The organism is Mycoplasmopsis gallopavonis, assembly GCF_900660635.1.
Classification (GTDB): Bacteria; Bacillota_I; Bacilli_A; order Mycoplasmatales; family Metamycoplasmataceae; genus Mycoplasmopsis; species Mycoplasmopsis gallopavonis.
Genome location: NZ_LR215032.1, coordinates 391,249 through 409,935 on the forward strand (window position 1 = coordinate 391,249; position 18,687 = coordinate 409,935).

An 18,687-nucleotide genomic window follows, 5' to 3' on the forward strand; every position below is an offset into this window, starting at 1 on the left:
TCCTTTTATCTTTGTCTTCTAAGTGCATCTTGTACACTTGCACCAATTAATTGCACACTAGCTGTAATTGCAATTAAGAATGATGATGGAATAAAGACGTATCTTAAATATGTTGGGAAGATCTTTTGACCTTGTGAAATTAAGTTTCCAAGAGTTGGAACATCATCAATTGCAAGTCCAATGAATGCAAGTGATGTTTCTGAAAGAATAACACCTGGAATTGTGAAAACTAATTGAGTAATTAAAATTGGAAGAATAACTGGAATATAGTTTTTCAAAATTTTGTAAGTTGGTGTCCCTAAAACTCTCGAAGCAGCAACTCATTCAAGGTGTTTTGCACGCTTAACTTGTGCTCTAATTTGGTTAGCCATTCCAACTCAACCTGTAAGTGAAAGTGAAAAGACAACAACTCAGAAACTTGGGCTTAAAATAATGGTAAGTAAGATTAAGATAATAATACTTGGCACAACTGAAATGATTTTAATTAAGAAAGTCATAATTTTATCAAAAAGCTCAAATTGTCCCATCATAATTCCAATTGTTAAACCAATAATAACTTCGATAAAAGTAATTACAAGTGAAAGTGCAAGTGAATATCTTAAACCTCATCAAAGTCTTGCTCAAAAGTCACGACCAACATCATCTGTTCCTAAGATATGGTAAATACCTTTAGAATCTGTTTGTCCAACTTGCAAGTTTTTATCCATAACATTTGAAATGTTTGGAGAAAGTGTAGTAAATGGAATGATTAAGGCAGCAATAATAATTGCAACTAAAATTAAGAAACCAAAAACACCACCAAAGTTATTTGAAAAACGATAAATAAATTCTTTAAAAAGGTTTGATTCTTTACCAAGATGCATTCCTTCATTATATTTAAAGGTATTTCCAATAATTTTTCATGCTTGATGATTAAATGGTTGTGTAATTGCATTTGGTGCAGTAGGATCGTGTTTTTGATCACTATAAAAGTCTTGCTGACGAATTTTTTCAGCTTTATTTTTTAAAGCTTGATTGAATTTGTTAAGAAGGTTTTTCATTATTTTCCTCTCCTTCTAACTCTTGGATCAATTGCTTCATAAAGAATATCACGAGTTGCGTATGAAAGAATTGTAAGCATAGCAAAGATGATAATTAAGAAAAGAATTACATTATAGTCTTTGGTTTGAATTGCTTGTAATAAAGTTGCCCCTGAACCTGGAATAAAGAAGATTTGTTCAATAAAAATACTTCCGATAAATGATCCAAAAATAACCGCTGGGAAAAAGGTTGCAATTGGGAAAAGAGCAGGTTTTAAGGCGTGTTTTCAAACAAAACGACTTTTTGTTAATCCTTTTAAATAAGCAAATTTAGCATGAACTGAATTAAGTTCACGATTTAATTCAGTTCTAATATATTTAATATACACAATAATGCTTCCTAACGATAAAGCAATTCCCGGTAAAATGTAAGTACTAAAATCATTTGCATCAAATAAGTAAGGTAAACCAATGATCCGACCAATGAAAATTAAGACCAAAGCAAAAATAATTGATGGAATTGAAGAAAAGATACTTACAAGAACTGTTGAAACATTATCAACAATTCCACCAGGATTTTTACCCACTCAAATTCCAAGCGAAATTCCAATAGTAACTGTTAAAAACACACTAAAAATTCCAACAAGAAATGATTTGTAAAATCTAGTTCAAATAAAAGTGTTAATTTCTTGACCAGGGAAAAGAGAAAGGGAAATTCCAAAATCACCTGAAAGTAAGTTTTTAAAGTAGTGAAGATATCTTTCAATTAAAGGTAAATTCAATCCATATTTTGCTTCAATTGCAGCGCGAATATTGGCATCTTTAGCACTTGAAACTAATGAGTTAGAACCAGGGACAGCATTAATTAAGAAGAAAGTAATTGTAATAACAATAAAACCAATAATTAAAAACTCAAAAATAATTTTAAAAACTTTTCAAAAAGCTTTTAAAAGTGGTGAGTCAATAGCTGTTAATTTTTGAAATAAATTTAAGTTTTTATTTCTTGAACTAGTGAAAATAACTTTATTATCACTAAGGACAGCATTTGATTTTAATTGTGGATTTGTTTGAGTGTCCATTAATGTCCTCCTGATGGTGTTCTTGGTAATCCTGGTCTTGGCGGTTTAGTTACGTCATAAGCGTATTGTAAATCAAATGTATAAACTGATGAAATTCCAGCTAATTTTGAAACTTCTCAGTTGGTATCAACTTCCATAAGTGGCACAACAAACGAAGCATCTCTAACAACTTTTTCAAATGAAGCAATTAATCCATAAACATAATCTTGTGTTCATCCCTTTGCAAGTTCTTGATCGGTAAAGTTTCCAGAGAAGAAAGCGTTTAAACGATCTGAATAATTTTGTGATTTTTCATCATTTCTTTGGAATGATAATTCAATTAATTTTGTTCAAAGATCAAGAGTTTTATTTGTATTTGTTGTAATAGGTTCTTCATGTAATCTTGTTCGAGTTTTGATTGTGATTTTCGCAATTTCAGCTGGTGTGTATTTAGCCACAATTCAATAAACTGCTGCATGACGTAATTTTGTAAGTTGAATATTTGTATTATTAACTAATAAATATTGAATTAAGTCTTTAATTAAAGCTTTTGTATAAAGTTTTTTATCAGCAAAATCTGTTTGATTTTGGATATCTTGATCAAATTCTTCTGAATATTTATCAGCAAATTTACTAATATCTGTCTTGCTTTGTGAAGCTTTAATTTTGTCAAATTCTGCACGAATTGTTTGATCTGAATTAATTATAGTTTGTACTTTATTAATAGCCGGTTCTAACATTTTGTCTAATTTTCCTGCAAAAAGTTCATCAGCTACAAGTTGTGCAAAGTAGTCAGCATAAATATAATCACCAGTTGGATTATCTTTAAATCCAAAGTCATTTCCTTCTAAAGAGTTAATTCCATCTCTTTTGAAGAAAGCAGCAATATAATCTTGGGCTGAGTTTCCACCAATTTTGTCATAGTTTTGGTACACAAAGTCAAATTGACCTTGTTCATAGAAACTACTAAACACATTTTCTGGAAGTGATTTTAACTCGACACGAATGAATCCTTGACTCATTTCTTCGATTTTTTCTTTTAAGAATTGACCAGCTTTCTTTTGCTCATCACTTGAATTATTTAGATATCTTAAAGTAATTTGACTTAAATTTGGATGTGCTTTTTTGAACTCTTGAACATAAAATCTTGCAGTTTCTCAATCAAAAGCATAGTCTGTTCTAATTGTGTTTTCAAAATTAAATGATTTTGAAAGGTGCACTATGTAATCATAGTTTAATAAATTGTAGGTTTTATTGTTTTTAGTATCAATTTTCTTTTCGTTAAAGAACATTTCTAAATTACGACCATCAAATGTTTTATATTGGCCATAAGCAGTTCAGTTATTAACAGGGAAAGAGAATTCTCATCCTACATATCTAAGCATTTCTTCTCTGTTTAATGTGTAATAAATTGCATTTCTAATGTTTTGATCTTGAATGTAACTATTACCATTTGTTTCTGGATCAAGGTTAAATCCTAATGCGATTGTTCCGTATCCATAGTTTTTCTTTAAATATTTCTTAGTTTCTGGATTTGTTCAGAATTTATTAATTGTGTTTCCTGGAATAATTGTTTGTGAAATTAAGCCATCTTCAAATCAAATTGCATTAATATTTCTTTCAACAGAAAAGGCAATTTTAATTTTTCTTGGAATAACATTATCAACATCAAAATAATCTTTATTCTTTTCTAAGATAATGCTTCCTTGTGGCCCTAAAATAACTTGTTTTGGATCGAAAACAAATGGTCCACTTGTTAAAAAGTTTGCAGCATCTGTTCCGTAGTTATTGATTCCACCGCCAATTGTTTCAACATATTTTCTATTAATTGGATAAAGTTGCATCAAAATGTGACTTAATAAGAAGTTTAAATCTGGTGTTTTATTTTCATCAAAAATTGCAGTAAAACTATTTCCATCATAAGCAAGTGATTTAATTTGACCTTCAAACTTGTGGTCAGTTGCACTAAATACGAATGATTGATAAGGGTTAGCGAATACATTTTTAACTAATTTAACAACCACAACTTCTTCATTATCAGGATTTTTAATTTTAAAATCTTGAACATCTTTCACAAGGTTAAAATCAGGGTTTAAATCTAAGTTAGCAAGAATATCTTCATTAGAATAATCTAAGAAATATTGTCCGGTGTAAAATCCGAATTTTAAAGCAGCATTTTTAATTGCTTCAACTTCTTTTTCGTCACCAGGAACTTGACTTTGTCATACTTTTTGGTTTGGATCTTGGACAAAATTATATTTAGCAAAAGGTCCTTTAATATAATTTCTTCTTCCTCATGGATTTTTATAGAATTGACCATGTTTTTTGTTGTATTCAACTTGGGCGTTGGTAAATTCTTCAGCTCCACGAATTGACATTTTCTTAATTTGGTCAAATTTTTCAGAACCATTATTGTAATCAAGAATGTATTCTAAATAATCACGAAGATCTTGTGCAGTCACAATGTCACCATTACTTCAAACATTTTTACCTTTATTCACAAGTCCTGTAACTGCAATATAGTTATTTGAGTTTTTAGGGTTTGGAAAGGCGTAAATACTTGAACCACGACGAACATCGTTACCTTCACTTGCTTTTCCAAGTCCTCCAAAAATTCCAAAATCATGAAGTCCATAAGAAGAACCTAAAACATTTCCAAAACCTGACTGTGAAGCAAGTAATGATTGATCGTTTCCTAATTCAGGAGTTTTCTTAGTTGAATTAAAGTAAAAATCAAAATTTGATGATCCTTTACCTGAATTAGTATCCATGATTACCATGTTAAATTTTGAAGTATTTAAAATTGATTTTAATTCATCTGTTGGTCCATTTTTAAGAAATGAATCAACTAATGAAGGTAAAAGTTTATTAACAGATTGCTTTAAAACATAGTTTAAATTGTTAAGAGGTTCTGTTGCTAAACCTAAATCATAAGTTGTATCAACAACTGGATCTTTGACTTGATTGTTTTTGTTTTCACAAGCAAGGGTCACAGATAATAAAGTTGTTGCTGAAACAGCTGAAAATAAGAGATTTAAAGCTCTTTTACTTTTGCTAATCATTTGTTCCCCTTTCTTTTGAACCTAAAATATTAAATTGATAATCAATATCCATAATAACTTTTCCTGTTTTGTTTCCGTCTTTTTCTTCTGCTCTTAATTGAATTGGAGCTTGTGATTGTAATTTTCCATTTTCTGCTAAGGTGTCAATTTTCCCAAGTGTCATTGGTGCAACAACTTGTTTTTGTTCATTTGCAAATTCCACATAGTAAGCATTTCCTGGTTCAAGCAATGTTCCACGGTATTTAGCCATGTAAGCATAATCTGAAATTCAAGTTGTATATCCATAGTCTTCTAAAGTACGCTTAGAATTTGCGTCACCTTGTTTTTGAAGATAGAAAATGTTGTTTGTGTTAGTTGTATTAACAGGTAAGTAACGAATATCTTTTGGATTATTAATATTTGTAAATTTTAAGTATTTAATTTGATTTGCACTTGCTGTATCAATGTATCCATATAAAGCAAGGGCATCTAATTTTTTATTTCTAAAAATTCCTGAAACAGTTCTTGATCCAACACCAAAGTTTAATAATTGTGAAACAAAGAATGCTTCTGGAGCGTTATCAATTTTTGTTGTACCATCAAAAGAAACTAAACGACGATCTTTTTCTGGAATGATAACTGGGTTTCCTTGATCATCATAAAGATTCATGTTGATCATAGTCTTTTCTCAGCGATCTTTAAAGTAACCGTTTGAGTTAGTAATAAATTTACCAAAATATGAAGATTCTCTCATGTCTGTTTGATCTTCTGAAAGAACTGAATTAGCTAAGTTAGCTACTTTTTTATTTCCTTCTTCGGTTGCTTTTGCAACATCTTCTGCTTGTTTTCCAAGATATGATAAAGCTTGCAGTTTTTCACCACGAAGTGAATCTATTTCTGCTCTTGCTACTTCCTCATCTGGGTTTTTCTTAGCTTCTTCAATTTTTTTATCAATTTCTTTTAATTTTGCTTTAACTTCAAGGTCGTGATTAAATCCTTCTGTTCTAATTTTGAAGATTGCTTCGATACTTTCTTTGAATTTATTGTATTCATTAACTGTTTGTTGAGCGTTAATAATATCAATGTGACGAATTTTAGTTTCGTTAATTCCTTCAAGTTTAGTTGCATCGACAATATAATCAAGTCCTGTTGTTGCTTCGTTAACATTCTTTAAGTAACTTGGTAAATTACCAAAGTTTTCAAAAGAAGGAACATAAGTTGTTTGAACATAATCTCTTGTTAAAGTTTCTGGTAATGAATAAATATAATCAGTAAACTTATCGTTAATTAATGGTTCAACTCTTGTTAAATTGTAGTTTAAGAAATCACTTGATGGTTTTCCAGTGCTTGGTTTACCGAATTCCATATTGCTAAGATATGGGTCAGTATTAATACCGTGATTAATCATTTGGACAGTATTTCCGATAAATTTATTTAAATCTCAGGCATTAATGTTATTAAAATCAGCCCCACTTAAACCTTGTTCTTGTGCTGTTCTAACAAAAAGATTTTGAAGTTTTTCAACATTTAAAGCAAAGTTCTTTTGTCCATCTGGAATTAATGAATCATCTAAGAAGAAATTATTGTAAAAATCAGGTTCTGCAAGTGCGATTCCGAATCTTGATGAGAAAATCGCTTGATTTGCAACTAAATCTGTAGCTGGGTTGAAATCTTTAATTGTAATAAATAACGGTGATTTAATGAATTTTTCAAAAAGATAATTAGCAACTTCTTGCTCACTTTCATTTCCTGATAAACCTGTTAATTCACCAAGTTTGCTAAAATCAAATTTTGATTTAGCATAATCTAAATCAACGTTGTAAGCAACTTGTTCTTCAACAACCCCCACTCTGGTAAATTTAGTGTAATCAACTGCAAAAAATTCAAAGAAATCTAAGAAACTATCAAAAACAAAAGCGTCCATTTCGACATTATCTACCCTTACTTTTTGTAAGTTTTTCATTGCAGGTAAAAATGTTGAAAAATCAAAACTTGCAGCCATTTTCTTAGGCACTCACACAAATTTTGAAGTTCGTTCTTGTGGAGATGAACTTAAAGTATTATTTGAAGTTAAAAATCCAAGGTATTTTTGGTTTAAACCAGCAATAAAGAAGTAATCAAAACCATAAAGCACTTCACCTGACGGAACTGGTAAATCATATTGTGCAGCAACTGATTTAAGACGATCTGGATTATTATAAATTGGTGAACTATTACGATTTTTAGCTAATGGAAAACTATATTTGTGAGTTTCATCAAAATATACAGTTGGGTTAATTCCGGCGTTATATCCGTTGTAAGTATTAGCTTTATCTTTGATGTAAGTTTTGTATTGTGTAAGTTTATCGTCTAATGAATCGTAAAAGTTTTTTGAGTAAGCAGCTTGTCTAATTAAATATCAGTTAAGTAAGTTACCACTTGCATCTGAGAATAATGAAAGATATGATCACCCTTTTCTTTCTTTGTTTTCAAGAGTATAACCATAAATGTTGTAATCAGGGTTTTTCTCAATTGGATCTTTTCTTGTTTTAACTTCATCTGCTCATTTAGTTAATTTTTCACCTTCAAGAACTTTAACTAATGAAAATTCTGGTTTTCCACCCAAAATAGTTGAAGGTTGGTTTCATCCACTATCATATCCGTTTGCACGAACTAAGTTGTTAATACTTTGTTTAATTACATCAACTTGACGATTAACATAATCTCATGAAGCGTGATCTAAAACTTTGAAAAGAGGGACATTGATTGCAGGTGTTCCGTCACTATTAAAGACATTAATCTTAGAAATAGACATTTGATCACCTTTACCTAATGTTTCAATAACTTTAATATCCACACTTCCATTAGATTTAACTTCATAAGGAATTTTTTGGAATTTACCATCATAAACGATATTTAAAACTCTCTCAGTGCTAAGTTTTTCAAATCCTAAGTCGCTTGCATTGTTAAAAGCTGACATCGGCCCTTCAATATAAGGGTTCAATGTTCCTGAATGACGGTCAAATGAGTTAGCAATAAATAAATCACCAACTTTAACATCTCTAAGCTTTGCAGCTTCATTTAAAGTTTCATAGTTTTGTAAAAAACGTCTTTGTTTGTTATTGATTAAATCAAAAATATCATCATTCTTATTAGCTGTTCCTCAAATATCTTGATCTGTTTCATTGAAAACTTCATCTGAGTGAATTTTATGATATTTGAAATTGATAAATTCTCCGTTTGGTGTTTCGTTACCAAGAGCATCAACTCTGACAATTTCAAGCCCTGTACGAGCATCAAGATAATTTTTAACAGCATCATAAGCGAAGTAAGATTGCACATTAACACCACCACGTGTGTTAAGCCCTCCTACAACAACTGAATTCTTTTGATTATTTAATGATTGAGTTCCTTCTAATGTATAGTGGTGTCCATATTCGTGAGCACCAACATATTTTAAGAAGTCAGTTGAAATTCCTTCATAATTTTCAATTAAAGCATTTAAAACTAAAGGTAATCCAATTCTGTCTCCATCACTCATTCCTTTGTAAGGACCATCAACAACTTTATAAGTATAATATCCTTCTTTATTTAAAGTTTGTTCTACGTGTGGTCCATTTAAATCTTTTAATAAGTGAGGGTATTTTGCGGTTAAAATATCAATTAATCCTGAATAAACTTCTGTATAAAGCTGGTAATCTCTTGAAGCTAAACCACGAATTGGATTTCCTTTTTCATCTTTAAGTGTAATGTTTTCAGGACCAGCTGATAAAGTAGTTGGTTTAATACTTCCAATATATCCGATTGCTTGTTTAAATTGGAAAAACTCTAACTTCTTATCAATTCTAGTTTCACCTGAATTAAACTGAAGAATTAATTCGCTTTGATCAGCATTTTCAGAATTATTTTTAATGTTTTTTAAGTGAGCATAAAGAACAAAATCATCACCAACTTTCACTTTATTAAACTTAGTAATTTTATAAAGTGCATTTTCGCCAGCACCGTTTAATTTAAGTGAGTTCTCAGCTTCCGCTCATGATTTATAAAAGTAATTTTTACCGTCTTTGTGGTAAACATAAAGTTCTGAACCTACAAAGTTATTAACATCATAGAAATCTAAAAAGTTAACAATTTGTGATTCAACTAAATTACGATAAACCCCAAGAGATTGCATGTCAAAAAGAGTTTCAGGAACTTCTTTATAATAGTGAGAAAATTCTTTTGAACGTTCTTCTCTATCATTAGTAAATTCAAAGTCAAGCTTCATACTGATTGGAGTGACTTTACCAGCTGGATCCACTAAAGCTTGCTTTTTGACATTTTTGATAATCGCAGGTTCAAAATCACTAAATTGAACTTGATCATAAATTTTAGGATTTGCTTTTTTAAGATCTTCAAATTCTCCCTTTGTTATATCGTAAGGTAAAACTAAAAGTAAACCTTGTGCAACCTTTTCTTTTTCGCTAATTGTAATATTTTTTAAATGTTCAGGAGAATCATTTTTATAAACTATAAATTTTTGTCCAATTAAACGACCTGGGGTTAATAATCCTTGGAAAAGTTCTAAATTTGGACGTTTATCACGAGTAGCTGATGTATCATAAGAATCTGTATATTCAGTATGATTGCTATTCATAATTGCTGATGCTAATGGAATATTATTTAAATATTCTTCTAATGTTTTTAAATCAACACTTTTAGTAAATGTACTATAAGTTAAAGCATCTGGTGCAAGTCCTCTTCCTGAGTATGAACTAAAAATTGGAAGTGAACCAAAGAAAGCATCAGGGAAGAATTTAATTTCACTTGATTCTTTTTTGTCAGTTGAGTGTGAACCTAATGTAATTGAGTTACCTCTTTGTTCTGCTCCCTTAACAATTCTAAAGCTTTCAAGAGTAAGAATGTCAGGTCCTCATGCAACATTAGTCATAAATCATTTACTAAAATCAATAAATTGTTTTGGACGAACAGCCAAAACATATTCATCAAAAAAGCTAAATGAAGCATACTTAACTTCTAAAATAAATCCTTCTTGATAAATTTCATAATATTTTTGGAAGAATGTATCTAAATCCATACGTTCTTCTGGTTTGTTTAAAAATCAAAATTCTGTTGCATCTTCATTTAAATCTGCAACTTTTTTTTCTTTTAATGGGTCTAAAATTCCTAACTGAGGAGTTAAAACTCCCTCTTCTTTAATTGAAGCATAATTGTTTTTTAAAGCTTCTTTACTAAATGGTGGAAAAGATCCTTTAACTTCATCGGAGTTTTGTGCATAAGCTCAAACAGCACCATATGAAGCACCAACACCAGCTGCAATGAGTCCGCTGGCGATGAGGACTTTTAGTTTTAAACTAAGTTTTTTGGACATATTTTCCTTTCATAATTGTTAATAAAATAATTAAAACCATAATGGACTTATGGTTTTAATTAAATAAAGTTAATTATTTTCTGAGTCCATATATTCAGCATGTAATTCTTTGAGAACTTGATAAGTAGCAACTTCACTTGCATAAATACTTGCTAATTGTAATGGAGTTAGTGTCACTTGTTGTCCTTTTTCATAATGTGAAACAGTGTATTTTGCATACCCTGATTTTGAGAAACCATAGTGCGAATCATTAAGGACTGAATAATAATCACTTCTTTTTTGTACTAAATCTTGTTTTAAATCTGCTAAATTTGAAGCATTTGCTTTTTTAGCTTCTAAGTAGGCCATATTTGCATCAAAATAAGCTTTTTCTGCTGCTAATAAATTTGCTTTAACTTTATCTGTTGTATATTCAGGAATTACATTACCTTCTTCATCATGACCTTGTTCAGTATTGTAAATATCATCAATATCTAGATTTGTAATCTTAATATAAGGTCTAGTGCTTGTATCTTCGTGTCCAAATTTTCATTCACTTGAATAACTAGCAAAAAGCTCAACTGCTTTTTGATCTGTTTCTGTTTCAGGATTAAGTTCAAGAGAAGCTAATTCTGCACGATTTTTAATATTTCATTGACGAATAAAAGCATAAAGTTCTTGTGATGGTACTACATAATTTCTAGGATCAAATTCATTAGAATTTTCGTAAGCTGCTTTTTTAGATTCATAGTTTTCTTGTGCTGCTTGATATTCTTCTTCAACTACTAATTTTCTTTGTTCGTAAGTTTCTTTCATGTTGTTGATAAAGCTTGCATCAACATCACTAAATGAATTTTTAGATTCTAATTCAGAATTAGCTTGCTTGATTTGATTATAAGTTGATTCATAGGCATCTTGGAAGAAATAATCTTTATCACTTCAATCATCATATCCTTGAAGTGTAAAATTATCTGAAATATTTTTAATTCTTTCATAAATTTCAAATAATTTCTTTACAGCCTCTTTATAAGCTGATAATTTTTGTTGTTCGTCACTTAATGAATCAAAGTTTGGTCAAGAGAAATTCTTAAATAAAGGAAAGATATTTTCTTCATGGAATTTTTTATTCAATTTATTTTGTTCAAAATCATTTTCTGCAAATTTATATCTTTTTTCAAGTTTTGCTGATTTGGTTTTTAATTTTAAAATAGCTTCAAGCTCATCTGATTTAGGATCATCACCTACAAGTGTTCAATAATTGTATAGATCAATCATGTTATCAACATATTTTTCAGCTAAAAGAAATGCAATATATTTATCAAAAGCTTCAATAAATGTTCCTTGTGATAAGCCGTTAGCTTGACTATATTTTGCTCTTAAATTGTATTTCAAGTCAGTATAAGGAGTAAAGCTATCATCAGGATCTTCTTGATTTGCTTTTGCATTAATTGTTAAAATTTTACTTCACACTGATTGTTTAACTTGTTCGATTTTTGCTTCAATTTCCGCTTTTTTAGCATTAACTTGCTCTTCTGGAACAGCTAATTCTTGCACACCTTGAAGAACATCTGTAAATGTTCCTAAAATTTCGTAATAAGTATTAGCGTTTCCATTGTATTTATAGTTAATACTTTGTTGAACATATTTATCTCATTGATTGTAAACTTTACGGTAAGCAATTGAATTTAAATATTTATAACCTTCTGATCTTCTAAAATCACGTAAGCTATCAATTGTTCTTGCATAGTAAACATCCAATTTTGCTGTTTGTTCGCTATCATAAAGACGGTAGTATAATGGATATTCTGTCATTTTTAAACGAACTTTTAAAAATGGTGAAAACTCATCAAGGTTTTGCGGATGTAAAACAACTTTAGCATATTTTTCTTCTAATGTAATATAACTAAAAAGTTGTTCAGCATAAGTTGTCGCACGACTTAATGAATTAGCGTATAAATCAGCAAATTCACCCACTGTAAGTGCAAGTCCATCTTTAGTTTGTTGACCTGTTTGATTAGGATTAAAATCATCATAAACTGATGAATCATTTGCTTCAATTGCAGCTTTTAATGCTCTAAAGTTTTCGATTCTTCATTTATATAAGGCTTCTAAATATTTACTTGTAGATCTTGGAACATCGTAATTGAAAATATTTTTATATCTATCACCAATTTTTTTAATTCTATCCATTGTAATTGCTAAATCAGCTCTAAATTGTCTTCTTGTACCGTACTTTTCAGGAGTTTTTTCTGTTTCTTGTTTAGCTAAGATTGTACTTTGTTTAAGTCCTTCTGTATTTTGAACGATAGAAGCAATTGTTTCTCTTGTTCTTTCGTCTCGTACATTCATACTTTGCAAGTAATCAATAAATGCTTGATACCAATCGATTAAATAAGTTTGAGCTTCTAACAATGCAAGTTTACCTGAGAGTTGTCTTGGTAAATAATCTTTGGTTAATTCCTTAATTTCTTCTTGAAGACTTTCTCCATTATATTGAACGCTTCGCTTTAAATCTCTTTCAAGTTGTGCAACTTTTAATTCTAAGTCTGAAATAGTATTTTCATTTGCAGCTCTAACATGCTCTAAGTCAATTTTGGCACTTGCTAAATTGTTTTCAGCATCTTGTTTCGCTTTATCTTTGGCCGCATTTAAAGCTTCTGAATTACCTAAAATAGAGCTTAATTTTTTGATTCAATCATTTAAAAGTCTAGTACTAAATTTTTCTAAAGATTCAATAATTGTTTCTTTTTCAGAATTACTTTTAGCTTTTTTGTATTTTGAAGTGATTTCCGCTAACTCATTATTTGAATTAATATATAAGTCGCTTGCAAGTTCAGAATTATTAATATTATTTAATATTTGTTCTGTTGATTGCAATATTTTGTCATATTTAGCATCATTGTTTGACGCTGTAGAGTTATCATTACATGCAACTAAAATTCCTGAAACAGGTAAAATAGCCGCACTAAGTAATGGAACTAGTAATTTACTTTTTTTCACGTTACCTCGCTTTTCTTAAAATGTTTTTTATTATTTTTTGTTCTATTATACTAAAATTATTACCATAATATCACTAGATAAAACAAAAATACTAGAAAAAAATCAAAAAAGGCATCAAATTTCGCCAATTTATATCTAAGAAAAGAAAAAATCAGCTCTATTTTCTATTTAATTAGAGCTGATTTTTAACTTTTTAAATTTATTTACATTGACATTGTTCGCATGTACATTTTGTGCATCCACATACACATTTGCATTTTGCTTTGTTTTCCATTTTTACCTCCAAAAATATTATAGTACTTTTAAACTAAAAAGTTATAAAAATTTATTTTTTTCAATTAAAAATGCACTTTTTAGTTTGATTAAGTTAAGAAATCCTTATAAAAAAGCATCAAATTACTTGATGCTTATTTTTTGAATTTTTTAAAGATGAAATATCCAGCTATTCCAAGAATTGGAAGCGTAACTGCAATTGGTAATAAAACTCATAATAAATAGTTTGATTTTTGTGCTTGAACTTTGGGTTGTTCTGGTTGGACAATGTGTTCTTCTAAACTTAAAAAGAAATGAAGTTTTAAAGTATTTTCTGCTATTTTTTCTAAGGATAAATTTGATTGACGATCAAGGTTTTGAATATTTTGCTCATAATTTTCCTTAATTTCTGGATCATTGCTTGTCTGATATTTTTCGGAAGCTAAATCTCAAAGATTTTTAAATTCTTCCATTTTTTGATTTAATTCATTTTTATATTCAAGAAAGTTGTTCAATTGTTCTGAGTTTAAAATTTCACTAAATTGATTTTGTAAAGAATCAAATTGAGCCTCATTTAAACTACCAAGGTCTAAGTTGCTATGAACTGAAATAATTTCTTTCATAAAATTATTAAGTTCTTTAAGCTTACTTAAATTTTGATTTAAATTGTTTTCTGACTCAAAGAAATTTAATTGTTGATTAGATAAATTAGAGTTATTTGTTGCTAAAAAGTCTTTATTAGCAATATACATTTCTAATAAATCCGATTTAAAGAAAGTTTTAAATTCATTAATAAAACTTTCTAACTTAGTATTTATTTTTTCTAACTCAGCATTTCCGGTTTGACTAAGATTAATTTGAGCATAATTTTGAAGAAAATCCTCTTTGATTCTAATTAAATTTTCTGAAAGATTATCCATACTAATAAGTGAATTTAAACTGCTTTTTAAGTTTGTATAATTAATAACTAATGTTTGATGTTTTTTGATAATTTGAGCAATAATTTCATTGTTTGCTCTAAAGAAATTATTAAGAGCAACCTCAAATTCTTTCAGCTGTGCTTTGGTTAAACTTTCTAATTTAATTTCAAAATTTTGGTTTCAAGTGTTAAGATAATTTGCTAAATCAGCAAGATTTGCATCTTTACTAAATAATTTGGATTTAATTTGTGTTTTTTGATCTAGTAAATTTGTTAATAATTCTTGATATTCTCTTGAAGCATTAGTAGCAAGAGCAAGGTTGTCTGTAAGATTGATTAAAGTTTGTTTAATTGTTTCAAGATCGCTATCTTCATTAATTGTTTTTGCATTATTTAAAGATGTATTTAAAAGTTCATTAAAATCACTAAACTGAATTGCTTTTGTATTTGTAATAAAAGTTTCTGTTTCAACAATTAATCTTTTTAATTCATGAATTTTGGCACTTTTTTCATCTTCTTGTGCTTCATATTTTGCTGATAATTCATTAATCTTATTTAATAATTCTTCAACTTGATTTTTGTGTTCAAGAATTTGATTTGAACTCATTTTTGCAATGTCAAGAGCATAATCCGCAAGTGGCAAGTTAATTTGCGAATCAATTTCTTCGCTAAAAGTTGAAAAGCGTTGTTTTAGTGAATTTGCTATTTCAGTTATTTTGTTAAAAGATCCCTTAAAAGCTTCTAAAGCAAGATGTTTCTCTTGAATATCTTCATCAAAACTTGATAAATGAGTAGTTAAGTCTTGGAGATTTTGTTTAAGAACATCAATTGTTGCATCTTGATTGTATGAAGCATTAAAGTTTCCTAAATATTCATTAATTTTGTTTGCATAATATTCGTTTGAGCCAAAGCTATTATTAAGATCTTTTTTACGGGCATTTAAAATCTTTAAATAATTTTGAATTAGAATTTGAAAATAATCTTTTTTCTTCGCAAAATATAAATCTTCAAGTTTTTGATATTTAGCAAGAATTTGTTGATCATCATAATTTTGATAATTCCTAATTACATCTTTTAAAATAAAACTAAAATTAGCAAATAATTCAAGTTCTTTATCAATTGCTTCACTTGTTAGCATGTCAGTGTTAAATTTAGCAAATTCATCATCATAAAAAATCTTTGAAAGATTATAAAAATTATCTAAGTGATTGGTTTCTAAACTTTTCATTAACGCTCGAAAATCATTAAAAGCATTTTTAAAAGAAGTCATTTTTGAATTTAAATTAGTAAAGTTTGTTTGAATTTTAGATTTGGAAATTAAAACATCTTTACTTTCAATTTGGCTTGCAAAGAAATCTTTTTGAGTTTGATTTAATTTAGTTTGTTTTTGAAACTCGCTAATTAAATTACTAATTTCTCTAAATTCAGAATTAATAGGACTTAATTGATCTAAATTTTTAGCATTATTAATTTCAATACTAAGTTTATTACGGTTAAATTCTAATAAATTTGAGTTAGTAATTTTAGTTTTTAACTCTTGCTTAGCAAGATTTAATTTTGCTTCTCCATTTAAAGTTTGAAGTGCATTTTGATAATTATTTAAAAGCGGATTTAACTGATTAATTTTTCAATATTGATTTGAAGTTTGAGTTTTTTCAAGTTCGCTAAATTTAGCATTATATTCATTTTTTGCTGTTAAATCTGCATCTTGATAATTTTGACTTGCAAGAATTTGGTTACGATTTGCTAATAAATCTTGAATAACTTCAATTTTATTAGCAAGAGAGGTAATCTGATTTTCTAACTGATTTTTAGATAATTGGGTATTTGCAATAATTTCTTGTTTTAAACCTTGTTTTTGGGCTTGATTAAAAAATGGTTCAGATTAAACTAGGACAATAAAAATTAACATTCCTTCGAATGTTAATTTTTTATATTTTTAAAGGAGAAAAATGGGAAAACATTTTACAGAAGAACAAGAAAAAGAAATTTATAATACATTTTTTCAATTAGGTAAAAAGGATGCGATTGAACTGATGTATAAATATGGTGCAAAAGCAAAAGATAAATATGTGAAAGCGAGATTACGAAGAATATTAAAACATTATAATTTTAATATGAATAAAAAACCAAGAAAGCCTGGAACCGGTAGGTCAAGAAAGCGAAAGAACAAGATATAAATTGAAACATTTTTACACGAGAAGATTTAATTGAAATTGCAAAAAGATATAGAGAAATTACAAAAGATAAATTTAAAACAGAGAAAGTTCAAGAGGCATCAAATATTAATATGGCTTCGTATAAACTTGCTATTTTGTTGTATCTTTGTAGACAAACAATATCCAAACATAAAAGAAATAATTTTGCTCCTAAAAATAAATCCAGAAAAATAAAGTACCAAGACTTGATTATTGATTCATTTAAACAAAATAGATCTAAATATGGTAGACAAAAATTAAAATATTTTATCTTAAAGCACTATAAAATAGACATAAACGAAAGAACTCTAGGAAGATATATGAATGCCTTAGGTTTATTTTGCAATGTCAGAAAAAGAAAAAAACTAAAAGAATCAAAGAACACATCTATCATAAAAGAAAACATTGTTAATAGAGATTATAATGATGTATATAACAGAAATATATACGCTACTGATGTAACATATCTTCCAGCGACAAAAGATGCAATAAACAATAATGTTTATCTTTCAGTAGTAATTAAACATAAAACTAAAGAAATAATTAGTTTTTCTCTTTCCAAATTAATGATTCAAATTAATTTACAAAACATTTGAAAATGTTGATTTTGAAAAAAGTTTTATACTACATTCAGATCATTGCTCAACTTATACATCTGATGATTTTTCTCGTTTTATTCAAAATAAAGGTGGAATAATTTCGCTTTCAAAAGTAGGAAATAGTTTAGATAATAGAGTTGTGGAATATTGATTTTCAAATTTAAAAACTGAATTAATTAGAGATTTAAATATCAAAGCTATGACTTTGAATGAACTAGAAAAGTGATATCTAATTATGTTCATTGATACAATAAATTTAGAATTCAATCATGTCTGAATTGAAAAACCCCATACGAATATAGTATGGGGCTATCCAATTTAATAAATTGTTAATTTTTTCTGTCCTAGTTTAGATAGTGCAAAATTTATTAATGACTCATTTTCTTTATTTTTGTAATTAACGCCTCTTTTTTAATTTCCATCTGTTCTAAATCTCGATTAGATTCTAGTTCATTTTGGAAATTTTGTTTTTCTAAATCACTGATATAAGTTAATCCATTAACTTCATTTTGAAGTTGTTTTTTACGAGCTTCATAACTTTCAAAATTTCTTTGCATTTCTTGTACTAATTATTAATTTTGATAATTAAATTATTTAGTTCAGCATAATTCCAAGTTGACTTATTGGCTTTTAATTGATTAGTTCAGTTAGTAAATTTGTTTTTTGAATGTTAGAAGCAAAATTATAGTAATTTGAACTTAGTACTTGATTATAGTTTGCAATTTGAGTCTCAACATTTGCTAGAAAACTATTAAATGATTAATTTTAGCTATCAAACTAGTACATCAGAATTTCTATTAGAAGTTAAAGCTGCTTCAAAATCAGTGTGGAAAAAGTTTTTTTGCACACTTGATAAATTAGTTGCTGAGTCTAGTGCATTACTAAGTTGATTAGAACTAGAATCTACCAAAATTACCAAAATTAACAATTGAGAGTTTAAGTTTTCGATTGTTCGTTTAGCTGATAATTTTGAATCATTACTAAAATTAGAATTGAGTTAACTAAATTAGTTTTCATTAAAGTTAATTTTGATCATTAAATTAAATAAAACTGATTTGCTCAATTTAAATTATTAGGTAAATGAAGTTTATTTAAAAATGAATCACGATTAAAAGCTTGATTTTGAGCAATAATATCATTTAAAAACTAATTTTTAAATCTGCTGATTGATAAAAATTGAAATAAGAATTTCATTGAGCTATAGTTGGTAAAGAATTTAAAGAAAGAATTCTTTGATATTCTGCTTCTTGATTATTTATTTCTTGAAAAAAT

Annotated in this window: 11 protein-coding genes; 3 read left to right on the forward strand and 8 right to left on the reverse strand. The window is 28.2% G+C overall.

What is annotated here, in order from left to right; all coding sequences use genetic code 4:
- Window positions 1-5 precede the first annotated feature (5 nt).
- The 6 genes from EXC53_RS04010 to EXC53_RS04035 form a co-directional block, all read right to left on the reverse strand.
- Window positions 6-1,040 (reverse strand): ABC transporter permease, encoded by a 1,035-nt coding sequence (locus tag EXC53_RS04010; RefSeq protein ID WP_119572029.1) that lies wholly within the window; start codon window positions 1,038-1,040, stop codon window positions 6-8.
- The gene (locus EXC53_RS04015; RefSeq protein ID WP_119572030.1) at window positions 1,040-2,098 is read right to left on the reverse strand and encodes an ABC transporter permease; all 1,059 of its coding nucleotides are present in this window, start codon (window positions 2,096-2,098) and stop codon (window positions 1,040-1,042) included. The genes EXC53_RS04010 and EXC53_RS04015 overlap by 1 nt, the downstream gene beginning before the upstream one ends.
- The gene (locus EXC53_RS04020; protein WP_119572031.1) at window positions 2,098-5,139 is read right to left on the reverse strand and encodes a periplasmic substrate-binding domain-containing protein; all 3,042 of its coding nucleotides are present in this window, start codon (window positions 5,137-5,139) and stop codon (window positions 2,098-2,100) included. The genes EXC53_RS04015 and EXC53_RS04020 overlap by 1 nt, the downstream gene beginning before the upstream one ends.
- Window positions 5,132-10,468 carry a PDxFFG protein gene (locus EXC53_RS04025; RefSeq protein ID WP_119572032.1) on the reverse strand — a complete coding sequence of 1,779 codons (5,337 nt, stop codon included), beginning with the start codon at window positions 10,466-10,468 and terminating at the stop codon, window positions 5,132-5,134. Before EXC53_RS04025 ends, EXC53_RS04020 begins: the two co-directional genes overlap by 8 nt.
- Window positions 10,469-10,537: 69 nt before the next feature.
- The gene (locus EXC53_RS04030) at window positions 10,538-13,447 is read right to left on the reverse strand and encodes a hypothetical protein (RefSeq protein ID WP_119572033.1); all 2,910 of its coding nucleotides are present in this window, start codon (window positions 13,445-13,447) and stop codon (window positions 10,538-10,540) included.
- Between the two features lie 407 nt (window positions 13,448-13,854).
- Window positions 13,855-15,888, reverse strand: coding sequence for a coiled-coil domain-containing protein (locus EXC53_RS04035; RefSeq protein ID WP_129724756.1), 2,034 nt, complete (start codon window positions 15,886-15,888; stop codon window positions 13,855-13,857).
- A 682-nt stretch (window positions 15,889-16,570) separates the two neighbouring features.
- Between EXC53_RS04035 and EXC53_RS04040 the strand changes: the two genes are divergently transcribed.
- From EXC53_RS04040 to EXC53_RS04250, 3 genes are all read left to right on the forward strand, one after another.
- Entirely contained in the window at window positions 16,571-16,798 is a 228-nt protein-coding gene (locus tag EXC53_RS04040; RefSeq protein WP_129724758.1) for a hypothetical protein, read from the forward strand.
- Between the two features lie 110 nt (window positions 16,799-16,908).
- The gene (locus EXC53_RS04045) at window positions 16,909-17,502 is read left to right on the forward strand and encodes a transposase (protein WP_129724760.1); all 594 of its coding nucleotides are present in this window, start codon (window positions 16,909-16,911) and stop codon (window positions 17,500-17,502) included.
- Between the two features lie 135 nt (window positions 17,503-17,637).
- Window positions 17,638-17,748, forward strand: a complete 111-nt coding sequence (locus tag EXC53_RS04250) for an IS3 family transposase (protein WP_165261066.1) — start codon at window positions 17,638-17,640, stop codon at window positions 17,746-17,748.
- A 35-nt stretch (window positions 17,749-17,783) separates the two neighbouring features.
- Here EXC53_RS04250 and EXC53_RS04050 read toward each other — a convergent pair whose 3' ends face one another.
- Together EXC53_RS04050 and EXC53_RS04255 are read right to left on the reverse strand one after the other, a co-directional pair.
- Window positions 17,784-17,972 (reverse strand): hypothetical protein, encoded by a 189-nt coding sequence (locus tag EXC53_RS04050; protein WP_129724762.1) that lies wholly within the window; start codon window positions 17,970-17,972, stop codon window positions 17,784-17,786.
- 212 nt (window positions 17,973-18,184) lie between these two features.
- The gene (locus EXC53_RS04255) at window positions 18,185-18,343 is read right to left on the reverse strand and encodes a hypothetical protein (protein ID WP_165261069.1); all 159 of its coding nucleotides are present in this window, start codon (window positions 18,341-18,343) and stop codon (window positions 18,185-18,187) included.
- Between the last annotated feature and the right edge of the window lie 344 nt (window positions 18,344-18,687).